Here is a 17,480-nt window from a genome sequence, read left to right as displayed (position 1 = left end):
TCAGGGCTAAACTAGTCGGTCAAGGTTTGCCAATGAATTAAAAAAAGAGTATTTTTGGATTATCAAACAAACTAATAATGAATCAATATCCAAAATTTGCAGTGATTGGTGGCGGAAGTTGGGCTACTGCAATTGCAAAAATGTTGTGCGTCAATTTAGACGAAATTGCTTGGTACATGAGGAATCAATCAGCAATTGACCATATAAAATCTCAAAAACACAATCCAAATTATTTAAGTTCGGTAGAATTTGATACTAATAAATTGCGATTAACTTCTGATATTAATGAAGCGGTTGCTTATGCAGATTATATCATTTTTGCTATTCCATCGGCTTTTTTAAGCGCGGAATTGGAAAAACTTACCGTTAGTTTAAAAGGCAAAGTAATTTTCTCTGCTATCAAAGGAATTGTTCCCGAAACATTTCTGATTGTTGGCGAACATTTCAATAAAAAATTTGATATTCCTTTTGAAAATATTGGCGTAATCACTGGACCATGTCACGCAGAAGAAGTAGCTTTAGAAAGACTTTCCTACTTAACCATTGCTTGTGGCGATTCAAATAAAGCTAAAGTTGTAGCCAAAGTTCTTGCCGGAAATTACATCAAAACAAAAATCTCTGATGATATTATCGGAACGGAATACGCAGCTATGTTGAAAAACATCTATGCTATTGCCGCAGGAATTGCACACGGTTTAGGTTATGGCGACAATTTTCAATCAGTAATTATGAGTAATGCCATTCGTGAAATGAAGAAATTCATTAGAAAAGTACACAAAATGAAACGTAACATTAATAATTCAGCTTATTTGGGCGATTTATTAGTTACAGGATATTCGGTATTCTCAAGAAATAGAATGTTCGGAAACATGATTGGAAAAGGATATACTGTAAAATCGGCGATGATGGAAATGAGTATGGTTGCTGAAGGTTATTATGCCGTAAAAAGTGCGTACAAATTAAACCAAGAATACAAAGCTAAAACGCCTATAATTGATGCCGTTTACGAAATTTTATATGAAGGAAAAGATGCTAAAAGCACTTTTAAAAAACTAACTGATAAATTAGATTAAGATGAGCGAACGTTGGAAATATCAATTAAAAATGGGTGGCTTTTGGGGTTTATTCATGGTTGTTTTCATGACCTTATTTGAACTTAAAGAAAAAACTATTTCGCAACAACTTTCGGAAACTAATTTCTATATAAGAGCAATTACTTATATTGTAATAGGTGTATTTGTCTTAGGATATTTTAATTGGAAGGAAAAAGAAAAGCGAGAGAAGAAACAATAAATTAAAAAGGGTTGTTTCAAAAAAATTTGTAACAACCCTTTTATGAAAAAAACTCTACTCTCTAAATCGAACTAACATCTTTCTAGTATATGATTTACCTTCTGTATCTGTGATTTTTACTAAATACATTCCTTTTAATTCTAAAGGCAAATTAATTCTTATCTCTTCTAAAGCTTCGGAATTTTGATCAATAACTTTCAGTCCTTCCATTGTAAAAACTTCAGCTCTCGAAATTTGTTTATTTGTAAAATCATTCCCTTTTTTATGAACTAATCCTATAAAAGCTACATCGTTTACCGGATTTGGAAATAAATTTACAACTATCATTTCTTCCTCACTATCTTTAGATTGAATAGTATTAATAACAGTATTTGTAGCTATTGGAAGATACGTATCAAACTGAATTGATGCCTTATTTTCTATCCTAGTTTCTGATTCTAAATCTGAAAAAGGTTTTACAGAAAAAGTAATATATCCTTGACTTTTTTCTTCATCCTCAAAAGTTGATGGTAAGTAAACATCATCAAGAATAAAATTAATTGTATTTCCAACAATTTCTGTTGTACCATTTTGATGACTAGCTGAAATTAATTTGAATGTTCTAATATCTAATTCTTTTGGCAATTCATCTGTAAGAACAACTCTTTGCGCTGGGAAATTCCCTATATTTTCAAAACGAATTGTATAAGTCAACTCTTGTTCAGGAAGAATGTAACCTTCTTCTCCATAACCTTTTGGAGAAACCAAAATATCGTTTGGATCGATTGCTCCATAAATTAAATAAGTTTGTTGAAGTAAATTATCAGCTTCATCACAATCTGTTGTTGCATTGGTAATTTGTCCTTTAAACACATAATTTTCACCTATTTGAACCGTTGCATCATTGCTTGTTGTAAAGTTAATCGTTTTATTTTCAAACGGATTAATTGTGCTTATAGTCCAAAAATATTTAGTATAATTTATACTATTTTCAACAAAATTTTGTTGTTGTGTAACAGCAAGTGTCGGATTTTGAATTGTGATTTTTGAAGGAATAGTAAAACTAACAATTGCATTTTGAGCTACACTTCTTGATTGATTTGAAGCAACAATTCTAAATTGATTATTAGTAAATCCTTTTCTAATTGCGGTTCCACCCATATTAATTTTTAAATCAGTTGTTGAGCAAATAGTTGTTGCAGCAATGTATATCATGGTTGAAGTCGAATAATTAGTTAAATCTAATTGCAAAGGACTTGTACTTGCTGTTAATCCGTTTTCTTCTAAAATACTTAATTCAACATTGTTTTGTGGGGCAAAAAAAGTGAATATTCCATTATCATTTGAATATAATTTAGCATTTGAAGGCAAGATTTTAATAGCTGCTCTTGAAACAACTGGTTCATCATCTTGTTTTTGACCATCGTTATTTGTGTCAAAATAAACCGTTCCAGTTACTTTTAAATTTTGAGGCTCAGTGATTTCAAGTAGTTGATTTATTGCAACATTTGTTAATGTTTGAATAATTCCACTTGGCCATTTTACAGTGATACTATCAATTACTGTAGCATTATTTAATCCAAAATGTTGCGTATAACTACTTTGTCCACCAAAACCACTTTGACTATTTACTTCTCTAAATTGAGTTGAAGTAGCTGTTCCAACAAAAACTTTTGCACCTATTGCAGAACCATTACTTACGGTTGCTACAAGATTGATTTCTAACCAATTATTAGTGTTTCCATTGTTTTTGTAAATGTGATTTTTTTGATTTGAGTGTGTTGCAACTGCTAAATCTAAATCACCATCATGATCATAATCACTCCAAGAATGTCCAAAAGACAATCCGAAATTATAAGTAATTGCTTCATCTCTATTTTCAGTAAAGTTTCCTAAACCGTCATTAAAATACAAGAACTTTCTAATTCTATCATTAGTTACAAATAAATCTAAATCGCCATCATTATCAATATCTGCAAAGCTACATCCGTGAGAACTTCCACCTTGATTTACAATTGAATTCGTGATTTTTTCAAAAGTTCCACTTCCTAAATTTTTGTACAAAAAGTTCGTCGTTGAATTTGAATTCGTAACAAATAAATCTAAATCGCCATCATTATCAATGTCACCCCAACAACTTCCAACAGATTTTCCACCTTCTTGGTTAACGATAATATTAGATTTTGAAAAAGTTCCGTTACCATCATTGTGAAATAGTGAGTTTTTATTTCCTGAACCGTTTGGTACAAATAAATCCATAAAACCATCTTGATCATAATCTGCCCATGTTGGTCCAAGAGATGAATTTGCTTCTAAAGGAATTACATCTGTTACTTCTTTTGCAAATGCTCCATTAGTTGTGTTTCTATGCAATTCATTATATTTTGTTGGAAAATAATTACACATAAATAAATCTACCTTGTTATCATTATCATAATCAGCGAAAGCGCCACCATGATAATATGAAATATCTTGAGTAAATGATTTTGTGTTATCAGCTACTAAAGTTCCATTGTCGTTTCTATAGAACTTGTTTGGATTTCTACCATTATTTAAGACTAATAAATCTTCGTCACCATCATTGTCAATATCTGCCCAAGTATTAGTCATAGAAACGCCATCTTCTGGCATAACTTGTCCTGGTGTGAATCCGCCAAGATGGTTATTCATATAGATTTTGTTTGGAACTGTCAAATCCATGTTTGTGAGATATAAATCATCCCAACCATCGCTATTGATGTCAACCCAACTTATTGTCCATGAATTACTAGTTTCAGCATTAAAAACAGCATCTTCTAAATGAGAAAAAATTAAGTTTGATGTATTTGTTGTTTGAACCGAAACTGAATTGGCAATTGTAGATTGTTGTGTTTCACCATTAACTTTTCCTGAAATTACTGTTTCTACTGTTGTGTTAAGCGTTTTTCCAACTAATTCTCCATTGTTTGCTCCAACTGTTGCAATTACCTTTGTTTCAACTTGGTATGTAGAATTTGCATCTAAAGTTGGTAAGTTATCATACGATACAACTGTTTTGTTTAATTCTTCAGATATTGTTCCAGCAGTTGTGCTTTGGTTTGGATTAATAATTTTTGATTCTACAACTTTTAAGCCATCTTGAACAATAACTTCTATTGAAGGAGTTGTTACTTCAGAACTTGTATTTACATAAGAAACTACTGTTGCTTGCTCAGCAGGAATTAGTGAGTCATCACTCACATTACTCGTTTGTGTGAAAGAATGCCCGAGTGAACTTCCTGTATAACACATCCAGTTGTCATTGAAATTACTATTTAGAACGGCAATATCATTATTACTTTCAACTATTAGATATGGTTTTTCTGGCCCAACATTTGTTCCTGTTCCATTATAAAAAGCTCTCCATTCAGCTAAACTTATTGTGCAATCTGCATATTTTTCAGGTAAAATAGTGAATGTTTTACTAAATTTTGTTCCGTTAGTATAGGCATCTTTAACTGTTACAGTAGCACCAGTTTTTGAAAATAAATACAAGTGTGAAAAAGCAGCACCATATTTTAAACCTGTTAATGGATTAGTAACATTTACTTCATTTCCTGGAGGAGCAATATAAGTTAGAAAGTTTTTACCAGCTGTTGTACCATTTTCAGAAGAAACCATTGTAGCCATATCTGATGTTCCTGGCGAACCAGTTTCAAACCAGTTTCCTTCAAAAACAGATACTTTTTTACCAGTAGAACACGTTACTCTAAATACATTTGGATAAGATACATTTCCGTTAGTTTTTCCAACCCAATCACCAGCAACTAATCTGTTTAGTGTAAGGCTTTTTACAGCAACCCAACTTCCATTTACATAACGATCTAATTGAATTGCATTATTGTTGTCCCAACTTACAATTCTAATTTCTTGTTCGCCAGCAGATTGATAAGGAACTGCAAAATACATTAATTCACCTGATGAACTTCCGTTGGATGTTGGCACATATCCACCACCATCACGTTCATTACCAAATAAAGCACCGTATTGAACTGTTACTGGTTTATTTGCAATTATAACATAAGTTTCTCCTGAAATCATGACATTTCGTCCTTCGGTTGAACTGTATATTAAATCTTCACCAATGTTTAATATTTTAGAAAAAACTTTCACAGGATTTTCAAAATTTACATCTGTAAAACCTGTATTAGTTTTGGCTTGAGTAGAAATTTTATAGAAATCAATAATCGTATTATTTTGGTAAGCAAAAACATTTATATCTCTGTTGGAAGAGGTAATCATTGGAGCATAAATAATAAATTTTTGTCCAATAGAACTTTTATCCACACTTGGAACCCAGTCATGTTGCCAATCGCTGTTAGTACTTTGTGAAGCATAAACTAATTTGTTAGATTTTACTATAAAGTAATCTCCATCCCATTTTAAAACTCCTCCCGAAGCATATCGAGCGTCATCATTAATTCCGTTGTCTTTGATGTAAAGGATATAACTTTGACCTGCATTTAAAATTCCTATTTTGGAATCGTCAGTATCGCCATCAGCACCATCATCAATAATTTCGAACTCGGTGTTATCATAAATTGCGGTTACAATTAAACACACGTTTCTTTGAACAGCATCAGCATTTGGAGCCACATATATTTGAAAGTAGGTTGATGGCTCACCTGTTGCGTAAGAATTACTTATTCCGATTAAAAGAATAAATAAATAAAATAATTTTTTCATCATTGTTTATAAGATTTGAATTGTAAATCTTGTAAACAATGAATATGCCGATAATGTAAAATGCTGATTTATAAACATTTTCATTTTTTTGGCAGAAAAAAAAATTCCCGATTTTGGAAAATTTTTTATTATTTGGAAATACTATGTAAAGAAATATGTTGAACTACCTTACAATCACTCCATTCACGAATAAAATAGGCACTTCCTCTGTGGCTCTTTCGTTAATGGTGTTTTTTCTAAAAGTGAATTTTTTATCGTAAAGCGTGTTTCCTATGAAATAGGTAACCATGAATTCGTTGTTAAGTGCTAGCACACTTTTTTCAACCATTTCTACTTTCACCACAGAAACAGACGGCACATTTGGAAAGGCATGGCGCAAAAGTGAGGTTTTTTTCATTTCACCATCAATAGTTCCAAAAGCTTTAGAAACAACCATAACACCATCTAAATTAAAGTCAGAATCGTTCACTAAATAGATGTACCAAACTTTTTCCATAAAGTCATCGCTCCATTCTTGAACGGCAGCAAGGAAAACGTTTTCTACTTTTGGGATTGTTATATCTGATTTCATTTTAAAGTAACTAAGATTTTTATTTGCCGCTAAGACACTAAGTCACAAAGATCAATTTAAAATATCTACTTTTAATAAATATTATTTTATTGATGAGATAATACAAGAATAAAAAACATTCTTTAAAAAACCTTTGTGACTTAGAGTCTTTGTGACGAAAACTATATACTGGATTTAAACTGCTCCAAGAAACGAACATCATTTTCGAAGAACATTCTGATGTCGCCAATTTGATGTAAAAGCATGGCGATACGTTCAATTCCCATTCCGAAGGCAAAACCTGAAAATTCATCAGGATTGATACCACAATTTTTTAGAACATTTGGATCAACCATTCCGCAACCGCCAATTTCTAACCAACCTGTTCCTTTGGTAATTCTGTAATCGGTTTCGGTTTTTAAACCCCAATAAATATCAATTTCGGCACTTGGTTCTGTAAAAGGAAAATAACTTGGACGCAATCGGATTTTAGATTTTCCGAACATTTCTTTAGTAAAATAAAGCAATGTTTGTTTTAAATCAGCAAACGAAACGTCTTTATCAATATACAAACCTTCCACTTGGTGGAAAATACAATGTGAACGAGACGAAACTGCTTCATTACGGAAAACTCTTCCTGGAGAAATCGTACGGATTGGTGGTTTATTGTTTTCCATATAACGCACTTGCACCGATGAAGTATGTGTACGCAACAAAACATCAGGATTGGTTTGGATGAAAAACGTGTCTTGCATATCTCTTGCAGGATGATATTCTGGCAAGTTTAATGCGGTAAAATTATGCCAATCGTCTTCGATTTCTGGACCTTCAGAAACATTGAATCCAATGGTTGAAAAAATATCAATAATTTGATTTTTTACTAAGGATATAGGATGACGAGAACCAATTTGAATAGGCTCACCTGGACGTGATAAATCGCCATAAAAACCTTTTACTTCTTCTTTGCTCTCTAACTCTTCTTGAATGGTTTTTACACGTTCTTCAGCAACAGCTTTTAGTGTATTAATTACTTGTCCGAAGTCCTTCTTTTGTTCATTCGGAATGTTTTTAAACTCATTAAAAAGTTCTTTCAACAATCCTTTACTTCCTAAATATTTTATACGAAATTGCTCTAACGATTCTTTATTTTTTTCGTTAAATGCTTTAGCTTCTTCAATATGTTGTTTAATCTTGTCTATCATCGTTCGTTCTTTGAAGGTGCAAATTTAAGGAAAAGTTAGAAGTTGGAAGTTGGAAGTTGGAAGTTTTTTAAATAAATCTTAATTCAAAAATCGTTAATCCATAATCATTAATCAATAAGTTCTTTTTCGACGAAGTAATTCACAATGGCGTCTTTCATTAAAATGGTTTGTTCGCCAGCTTTTAATGGTGGTAATTCTTCTTTTACTTTGTAGTGTGGCCATCCATCTTTATCAAAAAAATCAAATTCATAGTAACCATAAGGTTCTAATAATCTGCAAATTGCAATGTGCATTAAATTGACTTTTTCATCTTTAGCAAATACGCGTTTGAATTTACCAAGTTCTTGAACACCAATTAAGTATATAATTGAATCTAAGTCAAGTTGTTCTCCATCGGCAAATTGATTAGAAAGGATATCAACGACTTTTTCCCATCGTTCTTTTAATTGTATATCTCGAGACATTTTTTTTAATTTAGAAAATAGAGAAAAGAAAAAAAGACTTTTACTTTAATCCATAATGATTTGCAAATATATCACATTTAGCATTTCGACTACGCTCAATGTTGCAATATAAAATTTCGGTTATATTTGTGCTTCAAATATAAATTTATGGGATTTATCGATATTGTTTTTGCGGTTTTGTTGGGTTTTGCGGCTTTTAAAGGTTTGCGAAACGGATTGTTTGTGGAATTAGCTTCATTGATTTCGTTTTTTGTTGGAATTTATATTGCTGTAAAATTCTCTTACGTTGTTGGAAGTTTTATTGGCGAAAGCAAAACGGCAAAAGTTGCTGCATTTATAATCACTTTACTTATCGTTATAATCGCGATTCATTTATTAGCAAAAGTGTTTTCAAAAATTGCTGATTTTGTATTTTTAGGTTGGTTGAATAAATTGGGCGGCGCATTTTTTGCGATTCTAAAAACAACATTATTACTAGGAATTATTTTGAGTTTGTTTCAAAAAGTGAATATTGATAATGGTCTAGTAAGTAAAGAAACCCAAGAAAATTCTATTTTTTTCAATCCAATATTAAAAACTTCTGAATTTATGTTACCGGTTTTAACGGATTGGTTTAAGGATTTGAAAAGTAAAGTTTAGTTTGCAGTCGCAGTTTGCAGTAATCAGCTTTTGAAAATAAAAATATAATATGGAAACACTATTTACAATAGTAGGAATACTACTTTCGGTAATTATAATATATTTTGGATTAAAAGAGTACTTCAAGCTAAAAAATGATAGAAGATTAATATATTCAATATTATCGGATGATAATAAAGAAACTGATGATTTACGAATAACATCTATGTCTGCTGTTAATGTTTTTGTGAATTTTGGAAGTGAATTTAACTATTGTAAATTTCATTTCACCAAAAAAGAATGTTATGTTTATTTAAGATATTCCTATCCAACAAATCTATATAGTGGACCGTTTGTAATAAAAAGTGAATTCCTCAATAAATACTCTTATTTAAGTACATTTTACATCAAAAAATTTGAGATTAAAAACAATAATGAAATTTCAATTTCTATCAAAAATAAAAGGTTTATCGGCACAAAATTCAATCTGAATTTAACTTCTATTTCGGAATCTGATTTGGATTTAATAACAAAAAATCTTTCAACTAAAATTTAGATTCCTGAGGAATGACAAACTATTTTGATAAACTATCTGAACACTGCCAACTATAAACTAAAGTTCTTTAATAGCTTCATCACTTATCCAACCTGTAGTTTCGTCTGTAAGTTGGATTTTTTTCCAATTAGCAATACTTTCTAGAATGTATACTTTTGTTCCCTCATGAAGTAGAATTGTTTCAGTACTTGATACTTTTGGTTCGCCTTTTACTGAGGCTGTTTCGGCAAAAACTATGGCTGTTTTTTCAGTTTCTAATCGGTTTTTTTCGGAAATTCCTGCGGAAACAGAAATAATAATAACCATTAAAACCACAAACATTCCTGTAAAATATATTCGTTTCTTGAAAGCTGTTGGAGAAAAATAATATCCTATGAAAAAAGCTAAAAATACGAATCCAAATACAACAGCTATCCAAGCCCAAGTATCGTATCGATAACATGAAGTAAATTCGGAAATTAATTTATCAAAACCTACTTTTGGAATGATTTTGATATCATCGATTGCCATTTTTCTGGCAAAATCTAGGTTGGTTTGAATTTCTTGATCGTTCGGATTTAGTTGTAACGCTTTTTCATAATTATAAATTGCTGGAGCAACTTTATGCAATTTATAATAGCAATTTCCAAGATTAAAATACAACTCAGCTGATTGTTGACCATTTGCCAGGACACTTTCGTAGCTTGTAATTGCTGCTTCATATTTTCCGTCATTATACTGAAGATTTCCATCAACAAAAGGATTAGAAACATCGGTTGCAAAAACAGATGCAGAAATAAATAGAAATAGATAAAAAAACTTCTTCATAATTACTACTTTATTTGTTTTTCTAATTCAGAAATTATCTCAACAGCTTTGTCATAATCTTGATGAATTATTGTGCTTGATGATGGCGCATATCTTGCTAATTCACAACTTTCTGTCAAGGTTATGAATTCTTTCACCGTTTCTGAATTTGCATTTCGAGAAAGAAGAATTTCGGTGATTTTATCTTTACTCATTTCTGAAGTTTCGATATTTAATTTGGCTTTCAAGAAATTGTGCATTGCTTTTTCTAATGCAATGTAAAATGGCTCTTTATTATTGATTTGTTTTTTGGCTTCCGATAAATATTTTTTAGCTAAAGCATTTGCTCTTTTTGTTTTATTCCCAATAATATCAGCATCTTGCGTATCTTTTCGTTTTTTGAAAATTATTAGAACTGGAATTAGTAAAAATGGTAAAAATAACAATCCATAAAACAATCCTGAACCCAAGAAATCGTCTGATTCAATGCTTTCTAAATTGGTTTTTTGTTTGATAAAAGCAAATGACTTTTTAACCGTTGGTTCCTCTTTATTTGGATTAACAGCAACTGCGTTTTCTTTGCCTTGAGCAACATTTAAAACTATTTGTTGTGATGTTATTGTTTTATAACTATTGGAAGTTAAATCAAAGTAAGAAAATTGAATTGTTTTTATTGGAAAATTTCCTTTTTCGTTAGGAATAATTGTGTATTTATCTGAAATACTTCCTGTCATTCCAGAAAGTGGTGTTTGTACATTTTCAGTGTGTTCTGGATCAAACATTTCTAATGACGACGGAACAACTGGTTTAGGCAAACTAAATAACTTTAAATTTCCTGTTCCAACAACTTTCAAATCTAAATCTAAAGATTCACCACTTTTTAATGACGTTCTTGATGGTGTAACTTTAAAGTCGAATTTTCCTACTGCGCCCGAAAATCCTTCAGGTTTTCCTGCTTCAGGCAAAGGTTTTACATTGATTGTTTTTGCTCCAGCGGAAACTCTTTTTATTTGTGTTTTCGTTTCATATTCGCCAAAAATATCAACTCTACCTGTTGGCACTTCAACTTGAACATCAAGCGTTAAAGGTTCTATTTGAAGACTTCCAGCTTTTTGAGGATACAAAACTACCTTTCTAAGAACGGCATAACGATAACTTTCACCTTTGAACATTCCGTTTTGAATGACAAGATTTTTTACATCAATATTTTGACTCCAAAAATCGGCATATTTAGGCTTATCGGTTTCATTCCATCCACCAACAGCAGAACGTTGACTTACATATATTTTATAAATTACTGTAATTGGTTCATTTACATAAGGATTAGTCTTAGAAATTTCAGCAACTAAATGAACTCCATCTTTTCCTGCGTTTACTGGAACTCTTCTTTGTTGCTGCTGATAATATGGATTATTAGCATATGGGTTTTGTTGCTGTTGTTGCGCAACTGCGTTTCCAACCGTAATTGTTACAGGTTGTGTTTTATAAACTTGACCGTTAAATTCAATGGTTGCATTTTTAATGACAAGTTTCCCTTTTTTTAAAGGCATTAAAGTATAAGAATATGCTTTGTTAAAAGAGCTTCTTCCATTAACCCACGATTGACTTACCATTTGGCTTGGACCAGAAATAACTCTAAAACCTGACGCTTGAAAATTAGGAATTTCCAAATTATCGCCATCAAAATTCATATAGAATTCTATTCTCACATTTTCATTTATACCAATTTCATCTCTACTAACTCTCGCTTCAAATTTTGTTTGAGCAGAAAGTAAGTTCAAAGAAACTATTGTAAACAAAAACAATAAATACTTCTTCATTTTAATTCTTCATTTTTAATTGGATAATTACCAATCTTTTTCTGGTTTTTGAGGCTTACCTTGAACTTGTTGTGCTTTAACTTTATCTTGAACTTTTTTCTCTTCGTTATTTACAGCATCAAGAAGATTATCAATTCTTTGCTTGTTTGCTCCATTAGGTTTTGGTTGCGGTTTGTCTTGATTATCTTTTTTATCTTGATCTTTTTTGTCTTTGTCCTTATCTTTATTATCGTCTTTTTTATCTTTTTCTTTATCCTTGTCTTTATCTTTATTTTCGTCCTTTTTATCCTTGTCCTTATTTTTATCCTTGTCTTTATTGTCGTCTTTTTTTGGTGGATTGTCTTTCAGCATTTTTTTTGCTAAAGCATAATTATAACGCGTTTCTTCATCGTTAGGGTTATTTCTTAAAGCATTTTTATAAGCTTCAACTGCACCTTGATAATCTTTTTCTTTCATCAAAACATTTCCAAGATTATGAAATGCTTTATGTTTTTCTGGTTTTGTTTTTGCGTCTTGAATTGCTTTTATGAATTGATATTTAGATTCAGAATGTTGGTTTTGCTTATAAATTGTCGTTCCTAAATTATAGGATGAAATAGCTTTTTTCTTGAATTTTGATTGTGAAATTCTATAATTAGCTTCTGCTTCTGCATATTTTTTTTCTGCAAATTCTTCATTCCCTTTGGGTAAAAACTTATCTTTCTCTTGCGCTTTTATTGCAAAAGAGATTAGAATTAGAAGTAATGTTAAACATTTTTTCATACTTTTTTTGACACGAATTTCACGAATTAAGATTGTGTGATAATTGATCTTATTTTTAAAACTTCGGATTTATTTTTTTTCATTAAACAAATTCATTTTTCTAACCCATTTGGTTCTTCTTTCCAACAAGAAAACATCCAAAAATAACAGAATAAATCCAAATCCTAAAAACCATTGAAATTGTGATTTTAAATCGGCCATTTGAGTAGCTGAAAATTCGGTTTTTTCTGTATTATCTAATACTTTTTTTACATAGTCTAGAACATTTTTTGTTGCATTTCCATCTACATAACCACCTTTTGATGCTTTTGCAATTTTAGATAAAACTTCGGCATTTCTTTTGGTGACAACCACATTTCCTTCTTGATCCTTTTGTAATCCTTCACCATAACCGTTTTTAGCTAGTGGAATTGTTCCACCGTTTTCGGTTCCAACTCCAACAGTTACTATTTTTATTCCCAATTTTTGAGCATCTTCCGCTGCACTTTCTGCATTATCTGAATGATCTTCACCATCAGAAATGATGATTAATAATTTATTGGTTTTATCTTTTTTATCAAAATATTTTGAAGCTGCTAATTCAATTGCTTGATCAATAGATGTTCCTTGTGAGGAAATCATTCCTGGTTTCATACTTTGAAGAAACATTTTTGCAACAGCATAATCAGAAGTCATTGGTAAAACGGGAAAAGCACTTCCTGAATAAGCAATAATTCCAATTCTATCACTTCCTAATTGATTGATTAATTGAGAAACGAGTTGTTTACTTTTTTCTAATCTATTGGGTGCAACATCTTCTGCTAGCATACTTTTAGAAATATCAACTGCAAAAACGATATCAATTCCTTGTCGTTTTACTTTTTCAACTTTTGTTCCCATTTTTGGGTTAACCAATCCAATAATGATGAACGTTAATCCTAATAAAAACAATACCATTTTCAAAATTGGTTTGAAAGTAGATTTCTCAGGACTCAATTTTTGAATCAAATCTAAATCACCAAATTCTTGTTGCTTTTTTCTTTTCCAAAATTGAACATAAAGAAAAAGCACCACCAATATTGGGATGATGAACAATAAATATAAATAACCTTTTTCTTCTAATTCGTACATTAAATATTAGATTTTTTGATATTAGATATTAGGTTTACTTTCTAATTCTAAATCCTATTTTGCAATGATTTTATATAAAACTTTTAAAAATTGTGTTTCTTAATGTGATTTCAATTAGTAATAATAATGCTGCTATTATCACAAACGGACGAAATTTTTCGTCATAATCATAATATTTTAATTCCTCAATTTCGGTGGTTTCTAATTTATTTATTTCACCATAAATTTCTTCTAATTTAGAATTGCTAACCGCTCTAAAATATTTTCCGCCTGTGTTTTTAGCAATAGTTTTCATTAATTGCTCATCAATTTCAACTGGCATCATTCTGTATAAAAAATCTTTTCCGTTTGGAGCAAAAGCATAAGGAAACATTGCATTTCCATTAGTTCCTAATCCAATTGTGTATACTTTTATTCCGTACTCTTTAGCAATTTCCGAAGCCGTTTCTGGTTCTATGAATCCCGAATTATTTACTCCATCAGTTAAAAGAATTATCACTTTGCTTTTGGCTTTACTATCTTTCAAACGATTGACTGCAGTTGTCAACCCCATTCCTATTCCAGTTCCATCTTGAAGTACATTATCAAATTTGATGTCTGAAATGGCTTGCTTTACAATAGCTTTATCACTTGTAACTGGTGTTTTAGTATAAGCTTCACCGGCATAAACAACTACACCAATTCTATCATTTGGACGACCATCAACAAAATTAATAGCAACTTCTTTTAGTGCTTCCATTCTGTTAGGTTTCAAATCTTTTGCTAACATACTGCTTGAAAGGTCAATTGCCATGACAATGTCGATTCCTTTAGTCGTTTTTGTTTGATTGCTAATATCCACTGTTCTTGGTCGTGCCAATGCAATGATTAAAAAACACAAAGACAAAATTCGCAATCCTGATAAATGAGGTTTTAATCTTGCCAAAATCGATTTAGAACCTTTGAATCCATTAACTGAACTTATTTTTAAAGTTGCTGTTTGTTCTTTGTTTTTCCACCAAAGCCAAGCTATTGCTAAAGGAATTAGCAAAAACAACCAAAAAAATTCAGGATTTAAAAAACTTATTTTTTCCATTGCTGTTGTGCTTGTTTTAATTCGGCAGAATTAATGATTCTTACCCCAATTTTCTTACCATATTGATCACCTTCACGATGAGCGACTATGATTTGTTGCAAACCGCCATCTTGTTTGAACAATAAAATTTCGTAATACATTCTCTCGCTATCGCCATTTTCTTTATCAATAACGGTCATTGTCCCATAAGCTTTTACACCTGTAACACCTTTGCCTGTATTGAATTCTTCTTGTTTAAAGAGTATATTTTGCGCTCCTGTTTTCTCCCATGTATTAGTGATACCTTGCAAAACAGTATCAAAATTTACTTCTGTCTCTTTTTTGAATTTGTTTGTAGAAACAACAACATAAAATGAATCTGTCAAACTTCCGTAGCCAAACATCTGCATTTCTTTTAAAACTGCAAAAGCATCTTTTGGAAGAAACTTTGTTACATCCATTCTTTTTAAAACCTTAGGCGTTTCAATAATCACACCTGGATTTCCATATTCACTCAAAACCCATTCGCCTTCTACTAATTCTTTAGTTTCATTACCGAAAATTATATCTTTTACAAAGTTGAATCCTTTAGTTACAATTGCAATGGCTATACTAAGAGCTATAATTCCAATTAATGTAAAAATGGCATATTTAATTCTTCTAATTTTACGCTCAAGTAACCTTTTTGCAAGCGATTTTTGTTTTTGTTCTTCATTCCATGCTTCCAATTCGTCTTTTTCTTCAACAATTTCTGGTATAGCTTTATGAATAGTTACAATAGTGTTTGTGATACGTTTTTTATCTTCTTCAATTTCAAAATCTAATGGTTTTACTTTGGCAAATTTTACCAAATCGGCTTGCATTAAAACCTTTTCTAGATTCTCTAAAGTTTCTTTTGACAACTTTAATTTTTTGTTTTTTGCAACGTTTCTCAAGCTCACAATTAGCTCAGAAGTGGTGCTTTCCATGGCTGGAATATGAATTTCTTCTTCGATGTAAGTTCTAGCAATATCTGTTAACTCTGAATAATAATTTTTTATTTCACCGCGTTGAATAAGCTCTTTTCTTTCTAATTGTTGTAACAACGATGTTGCTTTTTCAATAGGCGAAGTGTAAACAATTTCTTCTGCTTTTTCGGGTTTTTTATAATACTTTTTGAATAACCAAAAAGCTAAAAATCCTAAACCAACAAGAAGTAAAAATGCTAAAAGATATTTCCACCAATCGCTCGAAGTTTCAACTGGAATAATATCTTTTATTTCATACATTTTCTGTTTTAAGGTATCGACTTTTACATCGGCAACTTCAACTTTTATACTATCAGAAAAAGATGGTTTTCCGTTGATTAATATTGGAATTCTTGGAATAGTATATTTTCCCGAATCAAATTGAGTCAATCCATATTTTTTGATTAATTCGTATTTGTCATTCGATTTAATCGTATCTATTTTATAAGATTCTATAACTTCTAAAGCGCCAAAATTTTTAGCTTTAGGAAAAACAACTTTATCTGTTTTCTTTACCGATGCTTTTAAAGTCAACTTGAATTCGGCTCCAATTTTTTTCTTAGTAGAATCAATAGAAGTCGTTACTTTTTGGGCAAAAAGCGACGTTGTGAATAGAAAAAATAATATATATAATTTGAATTTCATTTATCCTCTGGATTTAAAATAACCCAATAATTTTGTTACATAACTTTCGTCAACACGAGTATTAACGGTTCCTGAACCGCATTTTGAAAAAATATCTTTAAAAAACGCTACTTTTTCTTGATAGTTTTTTTCGTAATTCAATCTAACATTTTTGGAACTTGTATCAACAACCATAATATCGCCCGATTCAGCATCTTCCATTTCTACAATTCCAATGTTTGGCATCTTTTCTTCACGAACATCATATACACGAATTCCAGTAATATCATGCTTTTTTCCTGCAATTTTAAGTGTTTTTTCGTAATCATCATCAACCATAAAATCAGAAATCAAAAACACAATTGCTTTTTTCTTTTGTGTTGCCGATAAGAATTTTAATGCTTGGGACAAATCGGTTTTTCGGCTTTTAGGTTGGAATTCTAATAACTCACGAATAATTCTTAAAACGTGTGATTTTCCTTTTTTGGGTGGAATATACAATTCGATTTCATCGGAAAACAATATCAAACCAATTTTATCATTATTCTGTGTTGCCGAAAAAGCCATTGTTGCCGCAATTTCAGTAACTATTTCGCTTTTTAATTGATTTTTAGTTCCAAAACTTTCTGATCCTGAAATATCAACCATTAGCATCATGGTTAATTCGCGTTCTTCTTCAAAGACTTTTACGTAAGGTTCGTTATAACGCGCGGTAACATTCCAATCAATAGCACGAATATCGTCACCAAATTGATATTGACGTACTTCAGAAAAAGTCATTCCTCGTCCTTTAAACGACGTATGATATTCACCCGAAAAGATATGATCGCTCAATCTTCGGGTTTTGATTTCTATTTTACGAACTTTTTTTAGTAGGTCTTTCGTCTCCATCTTTTAGTGTTCAGTATTCAGTGTTCAGTATTCAGTTTGCCAACTGAGCACTGATCACTG

Annotated in this window: 15 protein-coding genes; 4 read left to right on the top strand and 11 right to left on the bottom strand. The window is 31.0% G+C overall.

All coding sequences use genetic code 11. The annotated features are described in order from the left end of the window. Window positions 1-77 precede the first annotated feature (77 nt). Together Q0049_RS02800 and Q0049_RS02795 are read left to right on the top strand one after the other, a co-directional pair. Entirely contained in the window at window positions 78-1,073 is a 996-nt protein-coding gene (locus Q0049_RS02800; RefSeq protein WP_298116344.1) for an NAD(P)H-dependent glycerol-3-phosphate dehydrogenase, read from the top strand. 1 nt (window position 1,074) lies between these two features. Beyond that, window positions 1,075-1,293 (top strand): hypothetical protein, encoded by a 219-nt coding sequence (locus Q0049_RS02795; RefSeq protein ID WP_298116342.1) that lies wholly within the window; start codon window positions 1,075-1,077, stop codon window positions 1,291-1,293. Window positions 1,294-1,347: 54 nt separating this feature from the next. Here Q0049_RS02795 and Q0049_RS02790 read toward each other — a convergent pair whose 3' ends face one another. From Q0049_RS02790 to Q0049_RS02775, 4 genes are all read right to left on the bottom strand, one after another. Further along, entirely contained in the window at window positions 1,348-5,979 is a 4,632-nt protein-coding gene (locus tag Q0049_RS02790) for an FG-GAP-like repeat-containing protein (protein WP_298116340.1), read from the bottom strand. A 160-nt stretch (window positions 5,980-6,139) separates the two neighbouring features. Continuing rightward, window positions 6,140-6,547 (bottom strand): hypothetical protein, encoded by a 408-nt coding sequence (locus Q0049_RS02785; protein WP_298116338.1) that lies wholly within the window; start codon window positions 6,545-6,547, stop codon window positions 6,140-6,142. Between the two features lie 161 nt (window positions 6,548-6,708). After that, the gene (pheS, locus tag Q0049_RS02780) at window positions 6,709-7,728 is read right to left on the bottom strand and encodes a phenylalanine--tRNA ligase subunit alpha (RefSeq protein ID WP_298116336.1); all 1,020 of its coding nucleotides are present in this window, start codon (window positions 7,726-7,728) and stop codon (window positions 6,709-6,711) included. Between the two features lie 107 nt (window positions 7,729-7,835). Further along, window positions 7,836-8,192 carry a hypothetical protein gene (locus tag Q0049_RS02775; RefSeq protein ID WP_298116334.1) on the bottom strand — a complete coding sequence of 119 codons (357 nt, stop codon included), beginning with the start codon at window positions 8,190-8,192 and terminating at the stop codon, window positions 7,836-7,838. Between the two features lie 147 nt (window positions 8,193-8,339). Between Q0049_RS02775 and Q0049_RS02770 the strand changes: the two genes are divergently transcribed. Both Q0049_RS02770 and Q0049_RS02765 read left to right on the top strand, forming a co-directional pair. Further along, entirely contained in the window at window positions 8,340-8,831 is a 492-nt protein-coding gene (locus tag Q0049_RS02770) for a CvpA family protein (RefSeq protein WP_298116332.1), read from the top strand. A gap of 49 nt (window positions 8,832-8,880) precedes the next feature. Continuing rightward, window positions 8,881-9,366 (top strand): hypothetical protein, encoded by a 486-nt coding sequence (locus Q0049_RS02765; protein ID WP_298116330.1) that lies wholly within the window; start codon window positions 8,881-8,883, stop codon window positions 9,364-9,366. A 57-nt stretch (window positions 9,367-9,423) separates the two neighbouring features. Here Q0049_RS02765 and Q0049_RS02760 read toward each other — a convergent pair whose 3' ends face one another. The 7 genes from Q0049_RS02760 to Q0049_RS02730 form a co-directional block, all read right to left on the bottom strand. Continuing rightward, entirely contained in the window at window positions 9,424-10,173 is a 750-nt protein-coding gene (locus Q0049_RS02760) for a tetratricopeptide repeat protein (protein ID WP_298116328.1), read from the bottom strand. A 5-nt stretch (window positions 10,174-10,178) separates the two neighbouring features. Beyond that, a complete protein-coding gene (locus Q0049_RS02755) occupies window positions 10,179-11,972 on the bottom strand; it encodes a BatD family protein (RefSeq protein ID WP_298116326.1) in 1,794 nt (597 codons plus the stop codon). Window positions 11,973-11,999: 27 nt separating this feature from the next. Further along, window positions 12,000-12,734, bottom strand: a complete 735-nt coding sequence (locus tag Q0049_RS02750) for a tetratricopeptide repeat protein (RefSeq protein WP_298116324.1) — start codon at window positions 12,732-12,734, stop codon at window positions 12,000-12,002. A 69-nt stretch (window positions 12,735-12,803) separates the two neighbouring features. Continuing rightward, window positions 12,804-13,844 carry a VWA domain-containing protein gene (locus Q0049_RS02745; protein ID WP_298116322.1) on the bottom strand — a complete coding sequence of 347 codons (1,041 nt, stop codon included), beginning with the start codon at window positions 13,842-13,844 and terminating at the stop codon, window positions 12,804-12,806. Between the two features lie 70 nt (window positions 13,845-13,914). After that, the gene (locus Q0049_RS02740) at window positions 13,915-14,919 is read right to left on the bottom strand and encodes a VWA domain-containing protein (RefSeq protein ID WP_298116320.1); all 1,005 of its coding nucleotides are present in this window, start codon (window positions 14,917-14,919) and stop codon (window positions 13,915-13,917) included. Then, window positions 14,907-16,550 (bottom strand): BatD family protein, encoded by a 1,644-nt coding sequence (locus Q0049_RS02735; RefSeq protein WP_298116318.1) that lies wholly within the window; start codon window positions 16,548-16,550, stop codon window positions 14,907-14,909. The genes Q0049_RS02740 and Q0049_RS02735 overlap by 13 nt, the downstream gene beginning before the upstream one ends. Continuing rightward, window positions 16,551-17,420, bottom strand: coding sequence for a DUF58 domain-containing protein (locus tag Q0049_RS02730; protein WP_298116316.1), 870 nt, complete (start codon window positions 17,418-17,420; stop codon window positions 16,551-16,553). Window positions 17,421-17,480 lie beyond the last annotated feature (60 nt).

Source organism: Flavobacterium sp. (assembly GCF_027484205.1).
Lineage (GTDB): Bacteria > Bacteroidota > Bacteroidia > Flavobacteriales > Flavobacteriaceae > Flavobacterium.
Note: the sequence above shows the minus strand (reverse complement) of the source record. Positions and strands in the feature narration are given on the sequence as shown.